Consider the following 26,632-nt stretch of genomic DNA (forward strand, 5'->3'; position numbering starts at 1 on the left):
GCAGGAGATTGTCGTATGAATAAACTGACACCGGTCCATGAGCTGAAAGGGATCGGAGAAAAGACAGAAAAACTTTTTTTGAAACTGGATATCCATACCGTGGGGGACCTGATCCAGTACTATCCAAGAGGCTATGATGTGTACGAGGAGCCGGTCCTGATCAGTGAGGTTGTGGAGGGCAAAGTCCAGACCGTCACAGGCGCTATTTTCGGCAGAGTGCAGGTGTCAGGGAACCGGTCCATGCAGGTTACGTCCCTCTGTCTGAAGGATATCAGCGGCACACTGAAAGTGGTCTGGTTCCGCATGCCCTTTCTTCGGAACACACTGGCAAGGGGCGGCGTCATCACCCTGCGCGGACTTGTGTCCCGGAAAAAGAGCGGCCTTGTCATGGAGCACCCGGAGATTTTCTACCCCTCTGCCAAGTATGAGGAGAAGCTCCATACCATGCAGCCTGTCTACCCGCTGACCAGCGGCCTCTCCAACAATACGGTCATGAAGGCAGTCCGCCAGGCACTGGATAGTCTGCCTCTGGAGCGGGAACTGCTGCCGGAGACGCTGCGGCTCAGCTATCAGCTGGCAGAGTACAATTATGCCCTGCGCGGCATTCATTTCCCTGAGGACAAGGAAGTGTACTTTCACGCTAGGAACCGGCTTGTGTTCGAGGAATTTTCCCAGTTTGTCTGTTCCCTGCGGCTGCTGAAGGAGGAGACAGACCGGGCACGCAATGATTTCCATATCACGCCAAAGCCACAGGTAGACGCCTTTATCCGCGAGCTGCCTTATCAGCTCACAGGGGCTCAGAAGCGGGTCTGGGATGAGATCCTTACGGATATGCAGAAAGATTTTTCTATGTCCCGCCTGGTCCAGGGAGACGTAGGATCCGGAAAGACAGTCATCGCTCTTCTGGCTCTTATGACAGCGGCACTGAATGGTTTCCAGGGCGCTCTCATGGCCCCCACCGAGGTGCTGGCCAAGCAGCACTACGAGTCCATCACCTCCATGCTGGAGGAGCACCACATTCCCATCCGTACTGAACTCCTTACCGGCTCCATGACGGCAAAAGAGAAGCGGGAGGCCTACCAGCGGATGGGGGATGGGACCGCTCAGATCATCATCGGCACACACGCCCTCATCCAGAAAAAGGCAGGCTACAAGAATCTGGCTCTGGTTGTGACAGACGAGCAGCACCGGTTCGGAGTCAAACAGCGTGAGATGCTGGCCCAGAAGGGACAGATGCCCCACATTCTTGTCATGAGTGCCACCCCCATCCCCCGGACACTGGCTATTATCCTGTACGGAGATCTGGATATTTCCGTCATTGACGAGCTGCCCTCCGACCGTCTGCCCATCAAAAACTGCGTGGTGGACACAAACTATCGAAAAACGGCTTACCGGTTTATAGAAAAACAGGTGGCAGAGGGACGCCAGTGCTACATCATCTGCCCCATGGTGGAGGAGAGCGAGCATCTGGAGGTGGAAAATGTGACAGACTATGCTGCCATGCTCCAGGAGGAGCTGGGGGAGGGCATCGCTGTCGACTTCCTTCACGGAAAGATGAAGCAAGCACAAAAAGACGAGATCATGGAGCGCTTTGGCAGTGGAAAGATCCAGGTACTTGTCTCCACCACGGTTATCGAGGTTGGCATCAATGTGCCCAACGCCACCGTCATGATGGTGGAGAACGCGGAGCGCTTCGGCCTGGCTCAGCTTCACCAGCTGCGGGGCCGGGTGGGGCGGGGGAAATACCAATCCTACTGCATTTTTATGACCGGCTCCCACGATGAGGAGACGAAGAAGCGGCTGGACATCTTAAACAAGAGCAACGACGGCTTCAAGATCGCAGCCGAGGACCTGAAGCTGCGGGGACCGGGAGACCTGTTCGGCATCCGCCAGAGCGGTCTTATGAATTTTAAGCTGGGGGATGTCTTCCAGGACGCAAGGCTTCTCCAGATGGCCAGTGAGGCTGTCTCCTCCCCGGAAGCTGCCGATTCTGAATGGTTGAAAAAAATGGAAAAGCATGCAGGAAATGCTAGTGTAATATTATAAATCCTCCATATACTATCGGTGTAACAACAAAACAAAATGTTACAAAAAAGGAGGAGTATAAAAATGACTAATCGTTCATCTAACAAAGCAGCAGTACCTGAAGCAAAGGGTGCACTGGACAAATTCAAATACGAGGTTGCAAGCGAGCTGGGCGTACCGCTCACAGAGGGCTACAACGGTGACCTTACTTCCAGACAGAACGGATCTGTTGGGGGTTATATGGTGAAAAAGATGATCGAACAGCAGGAGAGACAGATGGCCGGAAAATAGGCTGAAAACCGCTCTAGAATGCGCAGCTGAAATAAAGTGTATAAATACCTGCGAAAATTCCGAAATATCAAAACAAAAAGTGCCTGGCAGATTGAAATAATATCTGTCGGGTGCTTTTTGTTTATTTCTGTTGACACAATTACACACCAGTTAGTATAATTTGGGACGTAATACTTTTTAAAAGTATTACGTCCCAAATGAACAAAAAGGATGTGATTTCATGCGTGTGATCGCCGGAACTGCACGAAGCCTGCAGCTGAAAACGCTGGACGGGCTTGACACCCGCCCCACAACGGACCGCATAAAGGAAACGCTTTTCAATATGCTGGCCCCCTATCTCTATGACTGTATTTTTCTGGATCTTTTTGCCGGCAGCGGCGGGATCGGGATCGAGGCCCTGAGCCGGGGAGCCATGGAGGCTGTCTTTGTGGAGAAGAATCCAAAAGCCATGGCCTGCATAAAGGACAATCTGAAACATACTCACCTGGAGCGGAAAGCTCTCACCATCTCCTCCGATGTGATGACAGCCCTCTACCGGCTGGAGGGGGAGAAACAGTTTGACTACATTTTTATGGATCCCCCCTACAACCAGGAGCTGGAAAAGCAGGTGCTCACCTATCTGGCTGAGTCCGATCTTCTGGCGCACCAGGGCGTGATCATCGTGGAGGCCGCAAAGGATACTTCCTTCGACTATCTGGATGAGCTGGGATTTCAAATCATAAAAGAGAAAGTCTACAAGACGAATAAGCACGTCTTTATAGAGCCTTCGGGGAGGAAAGAAATATGTTAAGAGCGGTTTACCCGGGCAGTTTTGACCCGGTCACATTCGGACATCTGGACATCATTACACGATCCGCAAAACTGGTGGATGAATTAATCGTCGGAGTATTGGTAAATAACGCAAAAAGTCCGTTGTTTTCCGTAGAAGAACGTGTTAAAATACTAGAGAAAACAGTGGAAAATCTTCCAAATGTAAAAGTCATTCCATTTGAGGGACTGCTGGTAGAATTTGTGAGAAAAATGGAAGCGCAGATGGTGGTGAGAGGACTTCGTGCCATCACAGATTTTGAGTACGAGCTTCAGATGGCCCAGACCAATCACAAGCTGGAGCCGGATCTGGAGACGATCTTTCTGACCACCGGCCTGGAGTATTCTTATCTGAGCTCCAGCACAGTAAAGGAAGTAGCCGCTTTCGGGGGAGACATCTCACAGTTTGTACCTGATATCGTAATAGAGCGAATGCAGGAAAAAATGGATAAAAAAGGAGAGTGTAAATTATGAGCAGCCGTATTGAACAGATTATCGAAGAGATCGAGGAGTACATCGACAGTTGTAAATTTCAGCCTCTGTCCACCACAAAGATCATTGTAAACAAGGATCAGATAGACGAGCTTCTCCGTGAACTCCGTATGAAGACACCGGATGAGATCAAGCGCTATCAGAAGATCATTGCAAATAAAGACGCTATCCTGGCTGATGCGCAGGCCAAGGCAGACAGCATGCTCCAGGAGGCACAGATCCAGACATCTGAGCTGGTCAGCGAGCACGAGATCATGCAGCAGGCCTATGCCCAGGCAAATGAGATCGTGACAGCCGCCACAGAGCAGGCACAGCAGATCCTGGACAACGCCACCAACGATGCCAACGACATCCGTATCGGGGCTATGCAGTACACAGATGACCTCCTTGCCAACGCGGAGAGCATCATCGGCCACACGCTGGACAGCTACACGACAAAATATGACGGCCTTGTCAACTCCCTCCAGGAGTGCTACGACATGGTACGCAACAACCGCTCCGAGCTGGAGATCCCGGATCAGTCTGCAAGAGGGCTGGAAGCCGAGTACGGAACACCGGAGGAGCCGGTAGAGGCCTATGAGGAAGACAGCATCGAGCTGGAGTAAGAAATCCTGCCTCGTATACTCCTGTCAGAACATACACAGATAGAGGATGCACATACAGCTGGTCACCACTGCGGTGACCAGCTTTTCTATGAGATAGACAGAGATTTTCAGCCCAGTGCCCTGGATCATACTGTAGGTCTGCGCAGACGCGCAGAATCCGCCAAAAGATGTTAGAGCCATGATCAGCACCCACCGCACCGGGAAGGCCGCCTCCAGCCCGGAGAGCATAGGAATGCCGGCTGTGATCTCCAAAAATGAAAAGAGACACACGGATGTAGCCCCTCCGGTTCCCGGGAGCAGAAAGGCCAGCTCTGTGCAGACAGAAAAGAGCATAATATACCCGCCCACACGTGTGATGGAATCAAAACTGTCCATGATACAGCGATCCAGTACATCAAAGGAAAAAAAGGTGCGTCTCCCTCCGATAGGACTCTTAAATCTTCCGGCAGCGTCCAGGCTGTCATCGTATTTTTTTCGGAGGATCCTGTAAAAAAACTGGCTGCACACAACCGGAGACAGAAAGAGAATGGCCACAGACGGGACAAAGTAGGCGGTCCTTTCAATATTCTGCATCACCACATAGCTTACAATAAACATGGGACTCGTATTGTTGCAAAAAGACAGCAGATACCCTGCCTCATCCCTGCAGATCTTTCCCTCCTTCAAGAGATCTGCCGTCACCTTTGCCCCCATGGGATATCCGCAGAGAAATCCGGAGAGGACCGCAAAAGCCCCGCACCCCGACACCTTCAGCACCCGCCCCAGCACACCGCCTGCCAGGCGGGAAATATAGTGCACTGCACTTGTGCGCACCATCAGATTGGCAGCGATCATAAAGGGGAGAAGGGTGGGAAGGACAGTGCGGAACCAGAGCAGGATCCCCTGGCTTGCCCCCGCAAACACAGGCCCCGGAAAGAGAAGCATGACAAAGAAAAAGAAGATGACTGCCAGTGTGAAGAGGCGGCGTTTCATGGGATGGCACCTCCGGTGCGTAAAAGAAGATCTGGTTTATTTTATGGTGTGGCTTGCATTTTTATGTATTCCGTGACACAATAGAGGAAGACAATCATATAAGACAAAGGAGAGTAATACAATGGCAGTACTTGACAATCTGGAACCAAAAGCAGTTTTTCACTTTTTTGAGGAGCTGTGCAGCATCCCCCACGGGACATTTGACACGAAGCGGATCAGCGATTACTGTGTTCGCTTTGCCGAAGAGCGGGGACTGGAGGTTATCCAGGATGAAGCAAATAATGTGATCATCAGAAAGAACGGAACAGAGGGCTACGAGACAAGTGAGCCTGTGATCATCCAGGGACATCTGGATATGGTCTGCGAGAAGACAGAAGATTCCGATCACGATTTTAAAAAGGATGGGCTTGACCTGTATATTGAGGATGGTTTCGTCAAAGCAAAAAACACTTCCCTGGGAGGAGACGACGGGATTGCTATCGCCATGGCTCTGGCTATTCTGGACAGCAAGGACATTCCTCATCCGCCTCTGGAAGCTCTGTTTACCACAGATGAAGAGACCGGCATGGGCGGTGCTATGGCTGTGGATCTGAGTGTCTTAAAAGGAACAAAACTGATCAATATCGACTCAGAGGAAGAAGGATACCTCACTTGCGGATGTGCAGGAGGGATCACCTGCCGCACCTCATTTGCCCTTGACCGGCAGACCAGCCGCGGACTCTCTCTTGTGATCCGCATTTCCGGCCTGAGAGGCGGACATTCCGGAGCAGAGATCCATATGCAGAAGGGAAATGCCCTGAAGCTCATGGGACAGCTTCTCCATCAGCTGAACCAGGAGACTGGCCTTCAGCTTGTGAGCCTGTCAGGCGGAAGTAAAGAGAATGTCATCGCCATGGACTGCACTGCCTCTGTCCTGGCACCTGCAGGCAGCCTGGAGAAGATAGAGAAAGCTGCACAGGCAATGAAGGAGACATGGGATGTAGAATTTATGGGAGAAGAGCCCGGCCTTAAAGTGACGGTGGAAGAAGCAGGGGAGAAGGAGCTGGAGGCTGCTGCACCGGAGCGGACCACACAGGTCATTGACTATCTCTATCTCATGCCCAACGGCACACAGGATTACAGCCGCGGACTTGCAGGGCTGGTAGAGACTTCTCTCAATCCCGGTGTCATGTCCGTGAAAGACGATGTCCTCACCATATGTACCCTTGTCAGAAGCTCAGTAGACAGCAAGAAGGAGGCACTGCAGGAAAGACTGCGCATTCTTGCAGCTCTCTTCGATGCTGATTTTACAGCAGACAGCGACTATCCGGGCTGGATGTACAAAGAGCACTCACCTCTTCGCGAGATCATGGTAGATACCTACAAAGAGATGTACGGCGAGGATCCAAAAGTCATCACCATCCATGCCGGTCTGGAGTGCGGCCTGTTCCTTGGCAAGCGTCCGGATCTGGACTGCGTATCCTTTGGCCCGGACATTCTGGATGTGCACTCTGTCCGCGAGAAACTGGATATCGCCTCCACAGAGAGATGCTACGACTATCTTAAGGCCGTTCTTGCCAAATGCAGATAGTACACGACTAAAATACCTGTAGTCATTCATATAGTAATACAAAAAGGAGTTTTGCATTGACACAAATAAAAGCCGGAAGGCTGCTCCTTCTTGTATTACTATTTTCTTTTTTCTGTGTTCTCGGGATTGGATGTCTTATGGAGAAAGGACGACAGAACACGCTGGCCTCAAGAACCATCTCATCTGCCTCCTATCGAAAGGACTTTTTCTCCCCCGGCATGCGCAAGGACCAGACCCTTCTCTCCCGGGAGTGCAGAACATTCCTTAAGCAGGTGGAAGAGGACAGCATCTATTTCCCTGTACCTGCGTCCTCCCTGGATCCTTCTCTCACCGTGTCCTACGTAGATTCCTGGATGTACGAGAGAAACTACAAGGAAGGGAACAGCCATGAGGGCACAGATATCATGGCCGCCAGGAACGAGAGGGGAATCTACCCGGTCGTCAGCATATCTGACGGGACCATCACCAATCTGGGATGGCTGGAGCTGGGCGGGTGGAGGATCGGCATCACTTCTCCCCAGGGCGTCTACTATTACTATGCACACCTGGACTCCTACACGGATATCCGTGAGGGGAATACAGTGAAGGCAGGACAGCTGCTGGGATTTATGGGAGATTCTGGCTATGGGCCGGAGGGAACCAAAGGTGAGTTTGATGTTCACCTCCACCTTGGCATTTACTCCTGGGGGACAGGGGAGGAGATCAGTGTAAATCCCTACTATCTGCTGCGATCGCTGGAGGAGCACCGGCTGAAATACCAATATTCTTAGCTGGTGTAATCTGCCCATCTGTGTTATACTTTATCAGATGACTACAAGATAAAAACGGAGGAAAAAGATGAAACTCCCATCTGAGTTTGAAGAGAAAATGAAACGCCTTCTGGGCGACGAATTCCCATCATATATAGCCTGTTACGAGGAACCCAGGTATTACGGGCTCAGGGTCAACACAAAGAAAATATCTGTGGAAGACTTTCGCAGGATCTGTCCTTTTAAGATCCGGGAAGTTCCCTGGATTGAAAATGGTTTTTACTATAATGGGGAGGAAGTATCCCCTGCCAGGCACCCCTATTATTTTGCAGGCCTCTACTATCTGCAGGAGCCCAGCGCCATGACACCGGCAAGCAGGCTTCCTGTGGAACCCGGCGACAGAGTGCTGGATCTGTGCGCCGCCCCCGGCGGCAAGGCAACAGAGCTGGGGGCAAAGCTGGGTGGGAGAGGCCTTCTTGCCGCCAACGACATCAGCAGCTCCAGAGCCAAGGGTCTCTTAAAGAACATCGAACTTTTCGGTATAGGAAATGTTCTTATATCCAGCGAAGAACCCGGACGCCTGGCAGAGTTCTTCCCCTCGTTCTTTGACAAGATCCTCATTGATGCTCCCTGCTCCGGGGAGGGCATGTTCCGCAAAGACCGGAAGATGGTAAAGGCCTGGGAAGAACACGGTCCCGCCTTTTTTTCAAAGATACAGAAAAATATCATCCTGCAGGCGGCCTCCATGCTGAAGGAGGGAGGCATGATGCTCTATTCCACCTGCACGTTTGACCCGTCGGAAAACGAGGAGGTCATTGCCCACCTTTTAAGAGAGCGGCCGGAATTCCATGTCTGCCCCATAGATCCCTACCAGGGCTTTGCTCCCGGCAGGCCGGATCTGGTCCAGAACGGAGACCCCTCCCTGGCTGATACGGTCCGCATCTTCCCCCACAGGATGCACGGGGAGGGGCATTTCCTGGCCCTGCTCCAAAAGGGAAAGCAGGTATCCGGGCCGGAAATAAAGGAGCCTTTGAAGCGGAGAAACCGAAAGCTGCCTGAGGAACTGGAAAAGTTTTTAGAGAAACTTAAGATAGATTTAAGCCCGTCCAGACTGGATATTCACGGCGAAAGGGTTTATTATATGCCCGAAGGACTTTCTGATATCCGGGGGATCCGTTTCCTTCGGACAGGGCTTCTCCTGGGCGAGATTAAGAAAAACCGTTTCGAGCCCAGTCAGGCTCTGGCAATGGCACTCAAAGCAGAAGAATTTGACCAGGTCATCAGCCTGCCCTGCAGCGATGAGCGGGTGGTCCGCTATCTGAAAGGCGAGACCCTGAACGTGGAAGATCTGGTCTCCCCGTCGCAGAAGGGCTGGCATCTCTTCTGTGTGGACGGGTATCCTCTCGGCTGGGGTAAACTGGCCGGCGGAACTCTCAAGAACAAATATCTGCCGGGATGGAGATGGCAGTCCGTATGATGAGATTAGATAAATACCTGGCAGACATGGGTGAGGGCACCCGCCAGGAAGTAAAAAAATATATCCGCAGAGGCTCTGTCACTGTCAATGGTGAGCAGGTCCGCTCGCCGGAGCGCAAGGTGGATGAAAGAGACCAAGTCTGCCTGGATGGAAGAAAAGTCTCCTACGCGGCGGAAGAGTATTTCATGCTCAACAAGCCGGCTGGGGTTGTATCCGCCACGGAAGACAAAAGAGACCGGACCGTCCTGGATCTGATCCAGTATAAGAAGAGAAAAGATCTCTTTCCGGTAGGGCGCCTCGACAAAGATACAGAGGGACTCCTTCTGATCACCAATGACGGCGCTTTATCACACAGACTTCTGTCTCCGAGACACCATGTGGACAAGACCTACTACGTGGAGGTGCAGGGTCATGTGACGGAGGAAACCAGGGCAGCCTTCCAGAGAGGGGTCAATATCGGCACTGAGGAGGAACCCTTGGTCACTATGCCCGCCAGGCTGGAGATCCTTGAGGCAGGCCAGTCTCTGTCCCGGGTGCGCCTTACCATACGGGAGGGAAAATTCCACCAGGTGAAGCGGATGTTCCTTTCCCAGGGGATGGAGGTAACCTATCTGAAGCGGGAGTCCATGGGCTCGCTGCGTCTGGATGACAGCCTTGCCCCGGGCGAGTACCGCCCTCTCACTGAACATGAGATCAAGAGGTTAAAAGAAGAATGAAACAGGGATTTTTACCGATTTGCAGAAAAGAGATGGAGGACAGAGGATGGAGCCAGCCGGATTTCGTCTATGTGTCCGGGGACGCCTACGTGGATCACCCCTCCTTTGGCCATGCCATCATCACAAGACTTTTAGAGTCCCTTGGATATAAAGTGTGCATCCTGGCTCAGCCGGACTGGCGGAAGCGGGAGAGTATCATGGAGTTCGGGGAGCCACGGCTGGCTTTTCTAGTGTCAGCGGGGAACATGGACTCCATGGTCAACCACTACACAGTGGCAAAGAGAAAGCGCCGTACAGACGCTTTCTCTCCAGGCGGCGTCATGGGAAAACGCCCGGACTACGCTGTCGTAGTGTACTGTAATCTGATCCGGCAGGTGTACAAACACACGCCGGTCATCATCGGGGGCATTGAAGCCAGCCTGCGCCGTCTCGCCCACTATGACTACTGGTCCGACACATTGAAGCGGTCCATTCTGCTGGACTCAGGAGCAGATCTTATTTCCTACGGAATGGGTGAGCGGTCCATCGCAGCCATTGCAGAAGCGCTGGATGCTGGTCTCTCCATCCGGGATCTCACCTATATCGATGGGACTGTGTGCAAGGTGCGGGATCTGTCCAGTGTCTACGATCCTGTGATCCTGCCTTCCTACGAAGATCTGAAAAGAGACAGGATAAACTACGCCAAAAGCTTTTATACCCAGTACTGCAACACAGATCCTTTTTCCGGCAGGAGGCTGGTAGAACCCTATTCCGATCACTGCTTTGTGGTCCAGAATCCGCCATCCAAACCTCTCAGCCAGGAGGAGCTGGACCAGGTATACAGCTATCCATACATGCGTACCTGGCATCCGTCCTACCAGGAGGCAGGGGGAATCCCCGCCATCCAGGAAGTCAAGTTCTCCCTTGTCAGTAACAGGGGATGCTTTGGAGGCTGCAGTTTCTGTGCGCTGACATTCCACCAGGGTCGTATCCTCCAGACGAGGAGCCACGAGTCCCTGCTTTCAGAGGCACGGCAGATGACACAGGATCAGGATTTCAAAGGATACATCCACGATGTAGGAGGCCCCACCGCCAATTTCCGGCAGCCCTCCTGCAAAAAACAGCTGACAGAAGGCGTGTGCAGCAGAAGGCAGTGCCTTTTTCCAAAACCCTGTAAAAATATGGAAGTCAGCCATAAAGACTACGTAAAATTATTACGGAAACTAAGAGATGTGCCTGGTGTTAAGAAAGTGTTCATACGCTCCGGCATCCGCTTTGACTATGTGATGGCTGACAGAGATGACACTTTCTTAAGGGAGCTGTGCATGTACCATGTGAGCGGACAGCTGAAGGTGGCGCCGGAGCACATAGCAGATTCCGTACTTCAGAAAATGGGAAAACCGGAAAACAGTGTCTACCAGTCTTTTGTTCAGAAATACGAGAAGATCAACCGACAGCTCGGGAAAAAGCAGTACCTTGTCCCTTACCTGATGTCCTCCCATCCCGGCTCCACGCTGAAGGAGGCCATCGCCCTGGCAGAGTACCTGCGGGATCTGGGCGTGATGCCGGAGCAGGTCCAGGATTTTTATCCCACCCCCTCCACCATTTCCACCTGCATGTACTATACAGAAGTAGATCCCAGGAATATGGAAAAAGTCTATGTGCCGAAAAATCCGCATGAAAAGGCTATGCAGCGGGCTCTGATCCAGTTCCGGGATCCGAAGAATTATGACCTGGTCCTGGAGGCCCTGAAGCGTGAGGGGCGGATGGACCTGGTAGGATTTGACAGAAAGTGTCTGATCCGGCCCAGGAAGCCAAAAGAGAAGGAAAGCGGCATTGTCCAGAAAAAACCGCGCAAAAATCCGTACGCATCTGGTCCGGGGGAGAGAGGGGCCAGAAAAAGCGGAAAGAAAAAGATAATCCGCAATATACATAAAAAGAAAGCCTGACAGCCAGGGAAAGTTGTAACACGCAGACAAGTATAGATAATTGATAAAGAAGGGATTTATATGAAAACAGCGATTGTTACCGGCGCTTCCTCCGGACTTGGAAGGGAGTTTGCCAGACAGATACCGAAGTTCTACCGGAATCTGGATGAGATATGGCTCATCGCCCGCAGCAGCGACAAGCTGGAACAGCTCAGAGAAGAGCTGACACGGGAGAGCGGCATCTACTGCCGCATCTACGACAGCGATCTCACCAGGAATTATATCTACTACCATCTTCAGCGGGACCTGGAGGCACTGAAGCCGGATATCCGCATGCTGGTCAACAGTGCCGGGACCGGGTGCAATGCCCCGGTCTCCCAGTCAGACACCGATACCCTGACAGGGATGATCCAGCTGAACTGTGTGGCCCTGACCCATCTGACCAGCCTTTGCCTCCCCTATATGAACAGGGGAAGCCGCATCGTCAATATGGCCTCCGCTGCCGCATTTGCACCCCAGCCCGGGGCAGCGGTGTACGGAGCCACAAAATCCTACGTGCTCAGCTTCAGCAGAGCCCTGGGGCGCGAGCTGGCTGACAAAATGATCTTTGTCACTGCCGTGTGCCCCGGACCTGTGGAGACAGCTTTCTTCCGGACAGCCGGAGATCCGGCAGGCGGAGCCAGAAAGAAGCTTATGGCCCAGCCCGGAAAGGTCGTGAGAAAAGCTCTGTCTGACGTGAGGAAGCGCCGCAGGGTGTCTGTCTATGGCGCAGCCATGCAGGGAGCGCGGACTGCCGCCAAGATCGCTCCCGACAGACTGACCGACTGGTTTATGAACAAAATGAATACAAGGAGTCTGACTTAAGATGAAGATTGAAAAAGGAACACCTGGCTATCTGAACGCCAGAAAAATACGGCTTTTACTGCTCACTCTCCTGGAGTTTGGCATCGTGATCGCCCTCCTGGTACTGGGATACATGCAGACCGGCACTAAGCTGAATCTGCTTACTGTGGTAGCCATCGTGGGCTGCCTGCCTGCCTGCAAAATGCTGGTGGGTCTTATCACCGTGCTGCCCTACAGGACCGCTGACCAGGAAAAGGCGGCTGAGATCCAGGACAAGGCACCTCTTCTTACCACAGCTTTTGACCTGGTCATCACCAGCCGTGAAAAGATCATGCCCGTGGAGGCAGTGGTCATCTCCGGCAATACAGTCTGCGGCTATGCCCCCAACAAAAAGACTGTCCCGGAGGAGGCAGCCAGACATATTAAGAACATCCTGGAGGAAAACCGTCTGACCAAGATCACCGTAAAGATCTTTTCCGACTACACGCCCTTTCTAACACGGGCAGAAGGGCTGAACAGCATTGCTCAGGTGGAGCAGAGCGAACACAGGAAAAGAGAGAACCGGATCCGCCGGATCCTTCTCAATATCTCCATGTAGGAAAGCAAGAGACATGCAGGAATTAAAGATAACAGAAAACGAAGCAGGACAGCGCCTGGACAAATTTCTTGCCAAATATATGAAAAAGGCGCCCAAAAGCTTTTTCTATAAAATGCTCAGAAAAAAGAATATCGTCCTCAACGGAAAGAAGGCAGCCGGAAGCGAGAAGCTGTCCTCAGGCGACGTGGTGCGCCTCTTCCTCTCCCAGGAGACCATTGACCAGTTTTCAGAAGAAGCCCCTGCTTCAAAAGAGAAGTCTCTCCCGGGGAAAAGAGGAGATTTCCGCCTGGGAAGGGGAAACATTGTCTATGAGGACGACCACATTCTTCTTTTAAACAAACCGGCCGGCCTACTGTCCCAGCGAGCGGACAACAAGGAGTGGTCCATGACCGAGTATGTGACCGACTACCTGCTCACAACCGGGCAGCTTACAAAAGAGGAGCTTCGCACGTTCCGACCTTCTGTCTGCAACCGTCTGGACAGGAATACAAGCGGTCTCATCGCCGCGGGAAAGAGCCTGGCAGGCCTGCAGGAGCTGAGCCGTCTTTTTAAGGACAGGACACTGAAAAAATATTATCTGTGTCTGGTCAGCGGCCGGGTAGAAAAATCTATGCGCATAAGGGGATGGCTGCAGAAGGATGAAAAGACAAACAAGGTCTCCATCCACGCACAGAAGCGGGGACCAAAAGATCTCTTTATTGAGACCGAATACCGGCCGGTCGCCCTGTACAGGGACACCACACTGCTGGAAGTCCACCTTGTGACCGGACGCACCCACCAGATCAGGGCTCACCTGGCAGGGACAGGGCACCCCATTGTGGGAGATTACAAATACGGGGACAGACGACAGAATGACCGGTGGAAGAGAGACTGGGGGCTTGACAGCCAGCTCCTCCACGCGTACCGTCTCGTCTTTCCGGATCTTTCCGGCCCCCTTTCCTACCTGTCCGGAAAGACCTTTGAGGCGCCCCTTCCGGATCTTTTTTCCAGCATTCTTAAAGAAGAGGGGGAAAAGTAGACATGGCAACATGGAGCACAAGAGGACTGCGGGGTTCGGAGCTGGAGGATATCATTAACAGGACCAATGAGCGGTATGCAGAAAAGAATATCGCTCTGATCCAGAAGATCCCCACCCCTATCACTCCGGTCCGCATGGATAAAGAACACAGGCAGATCACCCTGGCCTATTTCGAACAGCGCAGTACTGTAGATTACATCGGCGTTGTCCAGGGGATCCCCGTATGTTTTGACGCAAAGGAATGTGCGGAGACTACCTTCCCTATCCAGAATATCCACGAGCACCAGGCCGTTTTCATGGAGCGCTTTGAACGGCAGGGCGGGGTGGCCTTTCTCCTCATCTATTTCAGCGGGGAGAACAGAGCCTACTATATGAGATTCGAGGAGCTTCTGAAATTCTGGAACCGTTCCCGGCAGGGGGGACGGAAAAGCTTCCGCATAGACGAGCTAGACCCGCGCTTCTTTATGGATATGAAGGCAAATGTCTATCTGCCTTACCTGGATCTTATGAACCTGGACCTGTCTATGAGGGACGAACTTGACAATACATAAAAAAGTGCGTATAATTGCAAAAGAGTTTTAGTGTTTTACCACGGTAAAGTGTGAGGAGGATTTTCATGAAACAGTTACTACATACACCGGAAGGAGTCCGTGATATATATAATGTAGAGTGCGGCAAGAAGCTGTCTTTGGAGAGCCGTCTGCACAAAGTGCTGCAGCTCTATGGCTATCACGACATCCAGACACCTACTTTTGAATATTTTGATGTCTTCCGCAAAGAGATCGGCACCATCCCCTCAAAAGATCTGTACAAGTTCTTTGACAAGGAGGGGAACACGCTGGTGCTCCGGCCGGACATCACCCCCTCCATCGCACGGGCAGCCGCCACACTTTTTGGAGATGAGGATCTTCCTATCCGCCTCTGCTACACAGGGAATACCTTTGTCAATCATTCCAGCTATCAGGGACGGATGCGTGAAAATACCCAGATGGGCGCCGAGCTGATCGGTGTAGATACAGTGGAGGCTGACGCTGAGATGCTTGCCATGGTGGTGGACTGTCTGTCCTCCATCGGGCTGCGGGAGTTCCAGGTCAGTGTGGGCAACGTGGATTTCTTCCAGAGCCTGATCGAGGACGCCTCTCTGGACGCAGAGTCAGAGAGACGGGTGCGCGAGCTGATCGGAAACCGGAACTATTTCGGCGTGGAAGAGTATCTGGACAGCATCCAGGTGCGCAGAAGTGCCAAGGAGGCTCTCTCTGGTCTGGGCGACCTGTTCGGAGGAGTGGAAGTTCTGACCAAGGCCCGGAATATCGCTCCGAACTCCAAGGCTATCATGGCTGTGCGCCGCCTGGAGCTGATCTATGAGATATTAAAAATATACGGAGCAGAGAAGTATATCAGCTTTGATCTGAGCATGAGCGGCACTTACGGATACTACACCGGCATTATTTTCAGAGGATACACTTTTGGCACAGGGGACGCCATCGTAAAGGGCGGACGCTATGACCATCTTTTGGAAAAATTCGGGAAAGAGTCGCCCTCCATCGGTTTTGCCTTGGTCATCGATGAGCTGATGAAGGCTCTCACAAGGCAGCATGTGCGGATCACATACTCCCGCAAAAACAATTTGATCCTGTATGACAAGGGAATGGAAAAGTCAGCTATCGAGCTGGCAAAAGAATTCCGGGATAAGTTCAAAAACACAGAGCTTCTCTGCAAAGAGCCGGGAAAGACTCTGGACGACTACAAAAAGTACGGAAAGAAATACTATGCCGGAAGCCTGATCTACATACAGGAAGACAGGCAGATCTTAATGGTCAACCTTGTCACAGGGGAGGAGAAGGTTGTAGGCAGTAAAGAACAGGAGCAGTAATTATGAGATATCTGACATTTGCCCTGGGCAAGGGCAGACTTGCAAAACATACACTGGAACTTTTTGAGAAGATCGGCATCACCTGCGACGAGATGAAGGACGAAAATTCCAGAAAGCTCATTTTCACAAACGAGGAGCTGAAACTCCGCTTTTTCCTCTCTAAGGGACCCGATGTGCCTACCTATGTGGAATATGGTGCGGCAGATATCGGGGTCGTAGGCAAAGACACGATCCTGGAAGAGGGCCGCAAAGTCCACGAGGTTATGGACCTTGGATACGGCTCCTGCAGGATGTGCGTGTGCGGCCCACTGAAGGCAGCGCCCCTGCTGGAGAACCACGAGATCATCCGTGTCGCCACAAAGTATCCCAATATAGCCAAAGATTATTTCTACAACACAAAACACCAGACTGTGGAGATCATCAAACTGAACGGCTCCATTGAACTGGCTCCCATTGTTGGCTTGTCAGAAGTGATCGTTGATATTGTGGAGACCGGGTCCACCCTGCGGGAGAATGGTCTGACAGTCCTGGAGGAGGTATGCCCTATCTCCGCACGGATGATCGTGAACCCTGTCAGCATGCGCATGGATAGCGATCGGATCAGGGATCTCATCACCCGGCTGCGGACCGTGATCTGAGGCCCCTGTATTTGCGGAAAGCATACAGCCCGGACATAGCGGGCATACAAGTATTGGAAAGAAGGGATTGTGAACATGAGGATACAGAAACTGGACAGCCACACAAAGAGAAATCTCCTGGAGGATCTTTTAAAGAGAAGCCCCAATCAGTACGGAGAGTACGAGGCAGGAGTAGCCCGTATCCTGGAGGATGTGAGGAACAAAGGAGACGAAGCGCTGTTTGCGTATACAGAAACATTCGACCATGCCAGCATAAATGAGCAGAACATCCAAGTGACAGAGGAGGAGATCCGCGAGGCCTATGAGCTGGCCGGAGAGGAGCTTGTCTCCATCATCCGCAAGGCACTTGCCAACATACAAAGCTACCACGAGAAGCAGCGGCAGTACAGCTGGTTTGACAGTAAACCGGACGGCACCATCCTGGGTCAGAAGGTCACTGCTCTGCAAAGGGTGGGGGTCTATGTCCCCGGCGGGAAAGCCGCTTATCCTTCTTCCGTTCTGATGAATATTGTTCCCGCCAAAGTTGCCGGGGTGGAGGAGATTGTCATGGTGACTCCTCCGGGCAGAGACGGAAAGGTGAACCCCAATACACTGGTAGCTGCCCACGAGGCAGGCGCAGATGTGATCTATAAAGTGGGAGGCGCTCAGGCAGTAGGCGCCCTGGCCTACGGCACATCATGTATTCCCAAGGTGGACAAGATCGTGGGACCGGGAAATATCTATGTCGCCCTGGCTAAAAAGGCGGTCTATGGACACGTCAGCATTGACGCCATCGCAGGCCCCAGTGAAATCCTGGTCATTGCAGATGAAACTGCGAATCCCCGGTATGTGGCGGCAGACCTTTTGTCCCAGGCAGAGCACGATGAACTGGCCAGCGCCATCCTTGTCACCACAAGCGAGGAGCTGGCAGAAGCGGTGTCCAAAGAAGTGGACGGATTTTTGCAGGAGCTCTCCAGAAGCGAGATCATTCGGAAATCTCTGGACAATTATGGCTATATCCTTGTGGCTGAAAGCATGGAGGACGCCATTGACATTGCCAACGAGATCGCGTCAGAGCATCTGGAGATTCAGACCCGGAATCCCTACGATGTGATGACCCGGATCCGCAACGCCGGCGCCATCTTTATCGGAGAGTACGCCAGCGAGCCGCTGGGTGACTATTTTGCAGGGCCCAATCATGTGCTTCCCACAAACGGGACAGCGCGGTTTTTCTCGCCCTTGTCTGTGGACGATTTTATCAAGAAATCAAGCATCATCGGCTACTCCCGGGAGGCACTTGAGAGGATACACACGGACATTGAGGCTTTTGCACAGGCTGAACAGCTGACAGCGCATGCCAATTCCATCAAAGTCCGCTTTGAAGATAAGGAGGCGTAATACAGATATGGACAGGAAAGCTACAATCAGAAGAACCACAAAAGAGACAGATATAGAAGTCACCATCTGCCTGGACGGTACCGGAAAGACAGATATAGAGACCGGCATCGGCTTTTTCGACCACATGCTGGACGGTTTTGCCCGTCATGGCCTCTTTGACCTGACTGTGAAGGCTGCGGGAGACCTGGATGTGGACTGCCATCACACGGTAGAGGATACAGGCATTGTACTTGGAAGCGCCATCCTGGAGGCTCTCGGCGGCAAGGAGGGGATCAAGCGATACGGCAATTTCCTGCTGCCTATGGACGAGACCCTGATTCTGTGCGCTATCGATCTGTCCGGTCGCCCTTATCTGAACTATGACGCTCCTTTTACAGCAGAGAGGATTGGAGATCTGGACACAGAGATGGTGAGAGAATTTTTCTATGCTGTCTCTTACAGTGCGAAAATGAACCTGCACCTGAAGGTGCTGGACGGCATAAACAACCACCATATCGCCGAAGCGATCTTTAAAGGCTTCGGAAAAGCCCTGGATATGGCGGTATCCGTGGACCCCCGCGTTGAGGGCACCTGGACCACAAAGGGCACTTTATAGGAAAGGAAGAGGGAAGAGAAATGAGTTATAAAAGACTGATACCCTGTATCTTTATCGACTCCGGCAAGGCAGTTCGCTGGTTCGACGACCACACGGTACTGAGCGACGATGTCATTTCCCTTGCCAAGTATTACAGCGGGCACGGCGCAGACGAGCTTCTTGTATTTGATCTTTCAGAATCTGACGAAGATCACGATGAGGCCATTGATTTGATGAAAAAGATTAACCGTGTCATCCACATTCCCATGGTAGCCGGCGGAAACGTCAAGCGCCAGGAAGATATCAAGAAGATCCTCTATACAGGCGCAAAGAGGGCGTTGCTGAATTTCTCCAAGGCAGACAACCAGAAGCTGATAGAAGATGTATCCAAGCGTTTTGGAAAGGAGAAGATCGCTGTCTCACTGAACGACTTTGACGCTCTCTTCAAGCACCAGCATCTCATTAATGAGTACGCCAGCGAGCTGGTGTTCATGCATCGTTTGGATTTGAATTCTGTGATCAATGTGACAGATATTCCCTGTGTCGTGCTGACAGACACCATGGAGGAAAGTGAGCTCTTTAAGATCCTGAAGTGCTCCGGCGTCCGGGGACTCTCTGGAAAATATGTGAGTCAGACAGACATGGATTTCTCCGCCTTCAAGAAAAAATGTGAGGAGGAGCAGATCCAGATGACCTCCTTTGAGAGCATGATGGATTTCTCTGAGTTTAAGACAGACGCAAACGGGCTGATCCCGGTCATTGTGCAGCACTACAAGACCCAGGAAGTGCTGATGCTGGCCTACATGAACGAGGAGGCATTTGACCAGACCATCAAGACCGGACGGATGACTTACTACAGCCGGAGCCGCCAGTGTCTCTGGGTGAAAGGCGAGACAAGCGGACACTTCCAGTATGTCCACTCCCTGACCATCGACTGTGACAAGGACACACTTCTTGCCAAGGTAGACCAGGTAGGCGCCGCCTGCCACACCGGCAACCCCACATGCTTCTTCCAGCCTCTGGTGGGCTCTGACTACGATGAGACAAACCCGCTCCAGGTGTTTGAGAGCGTCTACGATACGATCGTGGACAGAAGAGACCATCCAAAGGAAGGTTCCTACACAAACTATCTCTTTGAGAAGGGGATCGACAAGATCCTCAAGAAGGTGGGAGAGGAGGCCACAGAGATCATCATTGCGGCCAAGAACCCCAACCCGGAAGAAGTAAAATACGAGATGGCTGATTTTCTCTATCATGCCATGGTGCTGATGGTAGAGCGGGGCATCAGCTGGGAGGACATTGTAAAAGAGCTGGCAGACAGGTAAAGTGATAAAAATGATAAATATAGAAAAACCTCATGGGCATTTTTCGCCTCATGAGGTTTTTTCTCTGTCTGACATTTTTCCGGTCAGATGTCAGGGCATCTGGATAGGTGCTGCCTTTTCCCTGGCCTGCTCCAGATGTTCCAGCAGTTTGTCCAGCTTCTCGTCCATCCTCTCCATCTCATCTTTGTCCACGTTGTAGTTGAGGAAGAGATTTTCCAGAGCCTCTGCAAACTCCGCACCTTTCTTTGAGATTTCAATAAATTTGTCGAAATTGCTGCTGTGCTCTGCATTGCGGAACCTGGACAGATCCTTTTCAATGAACTCGGCAATCTCTGCCGTGTTGGCATACTTTCCCTGCACCATGGCGTAGGGCCGCATTCTCTGGAGAAAATATTTGTCTCCCCGGGTAATGTTGAACACGTAAGATACAAGCAGGCCTTTCTCGAGTTTAAAATCCACTATGTACATATTACTGTTTACAAAAGTGATATTAGACGCGCCCATCTGCCTGAGCTGCCAGTCGACAATATCCCCGCTTACTGTGTTTTTGTTCATACAAGATTCTCCTTCCTTTGTTCCTGCAGACGCTTATGCAAAACGGAGCAGCAGATAAACTGTACTGATCAGGATTGAAATAAGCATCAGCGGAAATCCTGTTTTTGTGTACTGCATAAAGGTGATCGGATAGCCGTTCTTTGCGCTGACTCCCGCCAGTACCACATTGGCGCTGGCTCCCACCAGTGTACCGTTTCCGCCCAGACATGCGCCCAGGGAGAGCGCCCACCACAGCGGGGTCACATCCACGCCGCCGCTTTCCATTGTGAGGATCAGCGGAATGAGCGTTGCCACAAAGGGGATGTTGTCCAGGAAAGACGAGATGATCGCTGACACCCAGAGGATAATGACAATGCCCAGGGCCTCGTTATTTCCTATGAACTCCATCATCAGCTCTGCCAGTGAGGTGATAACGCCTGACTTCTGCATGCCGCCCACCACAACAAAGAGTCCGATAAAGAAGAGGATGGTGGACCACTCAACGCCAAGGATGATCTCCTCTGCATCCTGTTTTCCAAAGACCAGCATAAAGCCTGCAGCAAAAAGAGCTACTGTCGCTGACTCAACCTGCAGCTGTGAGTGAAAGACAAACCCGATCACAACCACTACAGTCATTATAACACTTTTTATCAGCAGCGGCTTATCTTTGATGGAGCGGTTTTCGTCCAGCTCCATTACTTTATGCATGTTCTCCTCTATCACACTGATCTGGCCCCGGTACATAAAATAGTAGATCAGTACAGTCACTGCCAGGATGATCACAATAACACTTCCTGTATTGACCACAAAGTCCATAAAGCTCAGGCCCGCCGCACTGCCGATCATAATATTTGGCGGGTCACCGATCAGCGTGGCTGTGCCGCCGATATTGGACGCCATAATCTGAGACAGAAGATAGGGGATGGGGTTCACCTCCAGCATCTGTGTGATGGCAATGGTCATAGGACCAATCAGAAGTACGGTCGTTACGTTGTCAAGGAAAGCGGACAATACCGCTGTAATAATGGCAAACACGACCAGTATGGCCATTGGGCGTCCTTTCGTAAGCTTTGCCGCCTTGATGGCGACATACTCAAACAGTCCGGAATTCTTGACGACTGCCACAAAGAGCATCATCCCCACCAGAACGCCGATGGTGTTGATATCCACGTATGTCGTGGCCTCATCGACCGACAGCACGTGAAAGAGCAGAAGAATGACCGCTCCTGCCATGGCGGCGACAGCGCGGTGCATTTTTTCAGAAATGATCGCAGCCATGACGAGTAGAAAGACAATGACTGAGATCACTGCTTCTGTATTCATCTTTTGTTACCTCCTAGTAAAAAAAAGTTCAGTTCAGATGGTATTCTACTCTCATTTCCTTGTTTTGTAAATATAATTTTCTAAATATTATTTTAAATGTCAAACTTTTAACACAATTGTTTTCAAATTTTGATTTTCCTTTATTTTCATACCTTGCATTTTGCTGGCACAGTGCTATAATAACAGATATGGAAGCATAGCTCAGCCGGGATGAGCGTTCGCCTCACACGCGAGAGGTCATGGGTTCGAGCCCCATTGCTTCCATTCTTTTTTTGTAAAATATGATGGATCCCCGGAGGCGGACATGCTTCCGGGGATTTAGTTTTAACTGTGAGCTTCAAAGTTGTTTACAAAATACCCGCCCCCAATTATACTGAAGGTATCATATTGTAACAGTTACAAAGGTACGTTTATTTCTGAAGAATAGGAGTGAAGGCAGTCCTGAAAAAAACAGCCCGTTTACTATCCGTATTCTCCTGTCTGTGCCTGGTAGGCGGAACAGCAGCCTGCGCAGCAGGATATCAGGGGACAGACATTCCCAAATCACAATTAGAACTGACTATAACGCAGGTTCCTGTCGTATCAGACTCAGAAATTGCGCAGCTTTTGCTTGTTATAGACTATTATTGGAACATCACTCCGGGATCACTTAGCTCGGATCTGGTCACTGTAAACTGGGATCCTGCCTGCTTTACGTTCGATGACTCATCTGAATACAAAGTGACAAACATGGTTTATAATGTCTCTGACAGAATGTATTATCCTTTCAACTACCAGTCTACCCCCAAAAGAGCTGGGATTGGAAGTCTATCTTTTGAAGCCGGATTAAGGAATCCACGTATCTCACCCAAAGTCACCTCACGTCCTAACGGAAGCGCCTTTATCTATTTGGTTCCAAGAACGCCTATATATACAGACGATCCTATTACCTGCAATTTCTCGGTGGTATACAAACACGGCTCCAGAGAAGAGTCGAAAACCATTACATTTACGCCCGGGACGGATTTCTGACAAAAATGAAAGTAAGCAGCTATGATCATCAATACGACTTGGGATTGACATTGCGCCACGATGAGGATATACAGACTGTTTACCTTTTCTGCCTGGGGTTTGAGCCCGTATCTGTCGAGTGTGACCGTTCACAGCAGGATACCAGAGCAAGACAGATCTTTCCGTTTTTATACAAGTGGGAATTATGCAGAAACGAGTCCGCATACCGCGTCACGATCGGAGATGACAAATACTATATAAGCATAACCTCCGTATAGGCCATACTATGTTCTTTTTCGATATTTAACTAAATCAATGGATTTCCACCAAAAATAATTGTATAATTTATTTAAAACAGAAAATATTGTACATTCAAATTGTGTATCAGGTAACCTTGTAATACCAATTTATCTCTCAGATAAGGATGATGTTATGAATACACTTAGACGCTCTTTTCTTTATGTCAGAAGAAAAAGAACCAATCTGATCCTTCTATTTCTTTTGATCATCCTATTTACAGTAGCTCTTACCAGTGCAGCCATATTCCGTGGCTCCCAGGAGGCGCAGAAGAACATCCGTGAGTCTTTAGGTGGTTCGTTTAAGATGGAGGCAATTATAAGTGATGACCCGGCATATAAGAAAATTACAACCTTGCCCAACGGAGGAACGATCAGCTCTTATGTGGGTCCATTGATTGATGAAAAGATGATCCAGACTGTTCTTAAGCATGATGGTGTTGTAAATTACTCTGTAGATAATTGGATGACCGTTTACATTGATGATATTTCCCTCTTCCCCGGATTATATCAGGGGATCATAGAAAAGGCTGGCAGCGATCCGCAATATGCTGCAACCATGACTGAAGAAGAAATGTCCAAAAAAAATATATATAAGCAAGCAACCGGTCTCTATGGTTGCACCGACAGCTCGCTCCACCATTATTTCCAGACAGGCAGCTTTGAACTCTGTGCCGGGAGGCCGATTACTGACCAGGACAGTGGCGTTGTGCTGATATCTGACAAACTGGCTGAAAAGAACGGCATCAAATTGGGTGATTATTTGAAAGCTGAGATGCGAGAATGTCTGTATCTGTATGACGGCGCTGTAGATAAAAATCTTGGCCAGCCACTCAATCTGGAAGTGATAGGATTTTTCCATGTGAACAGTTCTCAGTCTGTCAATAAATATACAGCAGAAGATCAGATAGCTGACAACCTGATGTTTGCAAGCGTGTCTGACATTAAAACGCTCGATGATTACGGGGGATATGACACGGAATATGACAAGGTCACTTTCTTTGTCCAGGATCCTAAAAAGCTCAACTCTATCATCGAAAGCATTGAGAGTGACAGCAGTATCGAGTGGGCAAATTTCTATGTGGAGGAGGATGACTCCCTTTACAGTGGCGCCATAAAACCGCTAAAACATATTAATATTTTTCTTTCTGTCCTTATTATTGCGACATTCGGGATCACATTTTTCATATTTTATATGATTCTTGCGAGCCGGGTAAAAGACAGGAAACGGGAGATAGGAATTTACCTTTCTATTGGTATTTCAAAGAAGAAGATCCTACTGCAGCTGATCATGGAATGTATGGTCATTCTGATCGCGGCATATATCATAGCAGGTGCAGTGTCTGCCAAACTGGCAGATCAGACTGGCGGCTTTATCCTTTCTGCCTTTACTCCAAAAGCGGAGGCTGTGGAAGAAATATCTGAGCAGGAGCTCATGGAGCAGATCAGGAATGGGTCGACAGAGGAACTGTTTGAGATTCAGGAGACATCCGGCACACCGAAAACGATTGACAGCAGTCTGTCTGTATCTATCCTGTTAGGCCTTTACTTCACATTAAATTTGCTTCTCCTGGCAGCCGTTTTTGTGTCGTCGCGCCCCATCCTGCAAATGAAACCAGGCCATATTTTCCAGGATTATTATTGATATAATCCTTATGTTGAATACAGGAAACGGAGAGCGGAAGCAAAGGGGGACGATATGCTTAGAAGAGCGTTTATCTATCTGAGAAGATTGAAAAAAAGGAATATATCCCTTTTATTGGTCATGACCTTAGTTTTGCTGCTGTTAATGGGTGGAATTGCAGTATACAGTGGAATTCAAAACAGCATGGAAATGTTATACCAGGGATTAGAGGGGCACTTCCGGGTCAGCTCTGCTGATCCTTCCTGTCCCATTGATGATCATTTTATTCGTGAGATTACGGATGAAAACTCCATAGTGAGATACAATGCAACAAATGAAATGTATTTAAGTCTCCCCGATATGCTGTTGATCCCGGGCAGATTCTATGGAAGCGGGAGTGCTGAAGAACACATGACACGCTTTATAAGCAATACCAGAAGCAGTGATTACGCGTATTTTATAAGCAAACGATATGAGCTGATATCAGGAAGCCATATAGTGGATAGCGACTCTGGAACTGCGATCATTTCTGATAATTTAGCAAACATGAATGGCTACAAAGTGGGAGATACGTTCACTGCTGAAATAGTAGAAAGCAGTTTAAATCTGTTTGAAGATACAGCTAAGGGGAAGTCCTACACATTCCGCATTTCTGGTATATATATAAATAATTACGAGCAAAATGTCAGCGCAGATACAGCTGAATGCAATATAGAGGACAATTACATTTTCATTGACAACTATACAGGAAAAGAAATTGCATCCTATTTACAGGGGAACAGAAAAAGTGTCTACAGTGAAGGGGTACAGTTTTTTACAGCCTCCCCGAGGGATATAGACAAGACCATTGACAAAATAAAAGAAACCATGGATCTTGGCGCCAGAGAAATTGACACTACGAATTTGGTCTATGAAAGATCAGAAGCGCCTCTCCAGTCCATGACGCTGTTAACACGTATATATCTGGGGATCATAACATTTGCAGGGATATTGATACTGTTTGGTATAATGCAGATCCACCTAAAGGCAAGGAAAAAAGAGACAGCCATTTTCTTGTCACTAGGATATAAAAAATCCAGCATTATTATGCAGCATATGGCAGAGAACCTTATCCTATACCTTCTGGCCTGGATAATTGCAGTGATCTTCGCTTATTTTGCAGTCACCATTTTCAATAGCCTTTTCGCCGGGATGTCCCTGCACTTTGCTGTTGGAGAAGCCTGCATTTCCGGCGCCATCGGACTGCTTGTTGTTATATTAGCCACATTATTCTCCCAGCTGCTTGTAGTACGGTTTAGCCCCAGACGTATTTTAAGTACATTTTCATAAGAAAGGGGAAAAATATGCGCGAAGAAAAGGTCTTAGAACTTCAAGATGTCAGCTACTGGTATAACAAATCTGCGAAAATACTGGACAAAGTTCAAGCGTCCTTTGTCAGTGGAAAATTATACGCTATTGTAGGACGATCCGGTTCCGGCAAAACAACACTATTGTCTCTGATGGGCGGACTGGACCGTACCATGGAAGGGCAGATCCTATTCAAGGGGAAAAGCATAGACGATATTGGTTACGAAAAATATCGAAGAGAATGCGTCTCCTTTGTATTTCAAAATTATAATCTGATCGACTATATGACTTCACTGGAAAATGTTATGCTGACTTCTAAGTCTTCTCCTCTAGAGTTCCTTAAAGATGTGGGAATAACGGAAGAGGAAGCCAAAAGAAATGTCTTGAAATTATCGGGAGGTCAGCAGCAAAGGGTCGCAATTGCGAGAGCTGTGGCTTCCGAAACTCCTATTATTCTGGCTGACGAACCTACCGGGAATCTTGACGAAAAGACCTCAGACGAGATAGTGGATCTGCTCAGGAAACAAGTGCGTGACAAATCAAAAACAGTCATTATCGTAACCCACTCTAAAGAGATCGCTCTTGCAGCTGATTTCGTATATAAAATCGAAAACGGTTCCCTGGTCCGTGCGGATATGACAAGAACTTAAAGCCAGGAGCA

Annotated in this window: 25 protein-coding genes and 1 tRNA gene; 23 read left to right on the plus strand and 3 right to left on the minus strand. The window is 50.0% G+C overall.

All coding sequences use genetic code 11. The annotated features are described in order from the left end of the window. The first annotated feature begins 15 nt into the window (after positions 1-15). From recG to INF30_RS01715, 5 genes are all read left to right on the plus strand, one after another. Entirely contained in the window at positions 16-2,046 is a 2,031-nt protein-coding gene (recG, locus tag INF30_RS01695) for an ATP-dependent DNA helicase RecG (protein WP_226394028.1), read from the plus strand. A 63-nt stretch (positions 2,047-2,109) separates the two neighbouring features. Then, positions 2,110-2,316 carry an alpha/beta-type small acid-soluble spore protein gene (locus INF30_RS01700; RefSeq protein ID WP_076777436.1) on the plus strand — a complete coding sequence of 69 codons (207 nt, stop codon included), beginning with the start codon at positions 2,110-2,112 and terminating at the stop codon, positions 2,314-2,316. A gap of 220 nt (positions 2,317-2,536) precedes the next feature. Next, positions 2,537-3,106, plus strand: a complete 570-nt coding sequence (gene rsmD / locus INF30_RS01705) for a 16S rRNA (guanine(966)-N(2))-methyltransferase RsmD (protein ID WP_226394029.1) — start codon at positions 2,537-2,539, stop codon at positions 3,104-3,106. Continuing rightward, entirely contained in the window at positions 3,100-3,597 is a 498-nt protein-coding gene (gene coaD, locus INF30_RS01710) for a pantetheine-phosphate adenylyltransferase (RefSeq protein ID WP_076777434.1), read from the plus strand. The genes rsmD and coaD overlap by 7 nt, the downstream gene beginning before the upstream one ends. Further along, positions 3,594-4,220, plus strand: coding sequence for an ATPase (locus INF30_RS01715; RefSeq protein ID WP_076777433.1), 627 nt, complete (start codon positions 3,594-3,596; stop codon positions 4,218-4,220). The genes coaD and INF30_RS01715 overlap by 4 nt, the downstream gene beginning before the upstream one ends. 24 nt (positions 4,221-4,244) lie before the next feature. On the opposite strand, the gene INF30_RS01720 is transcribed toward INF30_RS01715, so the two are convergent. Next, positions 4,245-5,192 (minus strand): transporter, encoded by a 948-nt coding sequence (locus INF30_RS01720; RefSeq protein ID WP_226394030.1) that lies wholly within the window; start codon positions 5,190-5,192, stop codon positions 4,245-4,247. A 121-nt stretch (positions 5,193-5,313) separates the two neighbouring features. Between INF30_RS01720 and INF30_RS01725 the strand changes: the two genes are divergently transcribed. The 14 genes from INF30_RS01725 to hisIE all read left to right on the plus strand — a co-directional run bounded on the left by INF30_RS01725 (position 5,314) and on the right by hisIE (position 19,857). Next, complete coding sequence (locus INF30_RS01725) at positions 5,314-6,762, plus strand: aminoacyl-histidine dipeptidase (protein ID WP_226394031.1); 1,449 nt, start codon at positions 5,314-5,316, stop codon at positions 6,760-6,762. A gap of 137 nt (positions 6,763-6,899) precedes the next feature. Continuing rightward, positions 6,900-7,532: a M23 family metallopeptidase gene (locus tag INF30_RS01730; RefSeq protein ID WP_311135988.1), complete on the plus strand. Its 633-nt coding sequence runs from the start codon at positions 6,900-6,902 to the stop codon at positions 7,530-7,532. Positions 7,533-7,599: 67 nt separating this feature from the next. After that, positions 7,600-8,988 (plus strand): RsmF rRNA methyltransferase first C-terminal domain-containing protein, encoded by a 1,389-nt coding sequence (locus tag INF30_RS01735; protein WP_226394033.1) that lies wholly within the window; start codon positions 7,600-7,602, stop codon positions 8,986-8,988. Next, positions 8,985-9,704, plus strand: coding sequence for a pseudouridine synthase (locus INF30_RS01740; RefSeq protein WP_226394034.1), 720 nt, complete (start codon positions 8,985-8,987; stop codon positions 9,702-9,704). Before INF30_RS01735 ends, INF30_RS01740 begins: the two co-directional genes overlap by 4 nt. After that, the gene (locus INF30_RS01745) at positions 9,701-11,632 is read left to right on the plus strand and encodes a YgiQ family radical SAM protein (protein ID WP_226394035.1); all 1,932 of its coding nucleotides are present in this window, start codon (positions 9,701-9,703) and stop codon (positions 11,630-11,632) included. Before INF30_RS01740 ends, INF30_RS01745 begins: the two co-directional genes overlap by 4 nt. 60 nt (positions 11,633-11,692) lie before the next feature. After that, a complete protein-coding gene (locus INF30_RS01750) occupies positions 11,693-12,475 on the plus strand; it encodes an SDR family NAD(P)-dependent oxidoreductase (protein ID WP_226394036.1) in 783 nt (260 codons plus the stop codon). 1 nt (position 12,476) lies between these two features. Beyond that, a complete protein-coding gene (locus INF30_RS01755) occupies positions 12,477-13,052 on the plus strand; it encodes a hypothetical protein (protein WP_226394037.1) in 576 nt (191 codons plus the stop codon). Between the two features lie 13 nt (positions 13,053-13,065). Beyond that, complete coding sequence (locus INF30_RS01760) at positions 13,066-14,070, plus strand: RluA family pseudouridine synthase (RefSeq protein ID WP_226394038.1); 1,005 nt, start codon at positions 13,066-13,068, stop codon at positions 14,068-14,070. Between the two features lie 2 nt (positions 14,071-14,072). Further along, positions 14,073-14,621: a Holliday junction resolvase RecU gene (locus INF30_RS01765; protein ID WP_076777423.1), complete on the plus strand. Its 549-nt coding sequence runs from the start codon at positions 14,073-14,075 to the stop codon at positions 14,619-14,621. 65 nt (positions 14,622-14,686) lie between these two features. Next, a complete protein-coding gene (gene hisZ, locus INF30_RS01770; RefSeq protein WP_226394039.1) occupies positions 14,687-15,943 on the plus strand; it encodes an ATP phosphoribosyltransferase regulatory subunit in 1,257 nt (418 codons plus the stop codon). A gap of 2 nt (positions 15,944-15,945) precedes the next feature. Beyond that, positions 15,946-16,581 (plus strand): ATP phosphoribosyltransferase, encoded by a 636-nt coding sequence (hisG, locus tag INF30_RS01775; RefSeq protein ID WP_076777421.1) that lies wholly within the window; start codon positions 15,946-15,948, stop codon positions 16,579-16,581. Between the two features lie 75 nt (positions 16,582-16,656). Next, on the plus strand, positions 16,657-17,958 hold the full coding sequence (hisD, locus tag INF30_RS01780) for a histidinol dehydrogenase (protein ID WP_226394040.1): 1,302 nt from the start codon (positions 16,657-16,659) through the stop codon (positions 17,956-17,958). Positions 17,959-17,965: 7 nt separating this feature from the next. Further along, a complete protein-coding gene (gene hisB, locus INF30_RS01785; RefSeq protein ID WP_226394041.1) occupies positions 17,966-18,553 on the plus strand; it encodes an imidazoleglycerol-phosphate dehydratase HisB in 588 nt (195 codons plus the stop codon). A gap of 20 nt (positions 18,554-18,573) precedes the next feature. Further along, positions 18,574-19,857, plus strand: a complete 1,284-nt coding sequence (hisIE, locus tag INF30_RS01790; RefSeq protein ID WP_226394042.1) for a bifunctional phosphoribosyl-AMP cyclohydrolase/phosphoribosyl-ATP diphosphatase HisIE — start codon at positions 18,574-18,576, stop codon at positions 19,855-19,857. Between the two features lie 90 nt (positions 19,858-19,947). On the opposite strand, the gene INF30_RS01795 is transcribed toward hisIE, so the two are convergent. Then, positions 19,948-20,412 carry a hypothetical protein gene (locus INF30_RS01795; protein WP_076777417.1) on the minus strand — a complete coding sequence of 155 codons (465 nt, stop codon included), beginning with the start codon at positions 20,410-20,412 and terminating at the stop codon, positions 19,948-19,950. Positions 20,413-20,445: 33 nt separating this feature from the next. Beyond that, the gene (locus tag INF30_RS01800; RefSeq protein ID WP_076777416.1) at positions 20,446-21,714 is read right to left on the minus strand and encodes an ArsB/NhaD family transporter; all 1,269 of its coding nucleotides are present in this window, start codon (positions 21,712-21,714) and stop codon (positions 20,446-20,448) included. 190 nt (positions 21,715-21,904) lie between these two features. Here INF30_RS01800 and INF30_RS01805 point away from each other — a divergent pair. From INF30_RS01805 to INF30_RS01820, 4 genes are all read left to right on the plus strand, one after another. Further along, positions 21,905-21,978: transfer RNA gene (locus INF30_RS01805), tRNA-Val, on the plus strand. 1,158 nt (positions 21,979-23,136) lie between these two features. Continuing rightward, complete coding sequence (locus INF30_RS01810) at positions 23,137-24,645, plus strand: ABC transporter permease (RefSeq protein WP_226394043.1); 1,509 nt, start codon at positions 23,137-23,139, stop codon at positions 24,643-24,645. 54 nt (positions 24,646-24,699) lie between these two features. Then, positions 24,700-25,953 (plus strand): ABC transporter permease, encoded by a 1,254-nt coding sequence (locus tag INF30_RS01815; protein ID WP_226394044.1) that lies wholly within the window; start codon positions 24,700-24,702, stop codon positions 25,951-25,953. Between the two features lie 14 nt (positions 25,954-25,967). Then, positions 25,968-26,621 (plus strand): ABC transporter ATP-binding protein, encoded by a 654-nt coding sequence (locus tag INF30_RS01820; RefSeq protein ID WP_226394045.1) that lies wholly within the window; start codon positions 25,968-25,970, stop codon positions 26,619-26,621. The last annotated feature ends 11 nt before the right edge of the window (positions 26,622-26,632 follow it).

This window comes from Claveliimonas monacensis, assembly GCF_014982975.1.
GTDB lineage: Bacteria > Bacillota > Clostridia > Lachnospirales > Lachnospiraceae > Claveliimonas > Claveliimonas monacensis.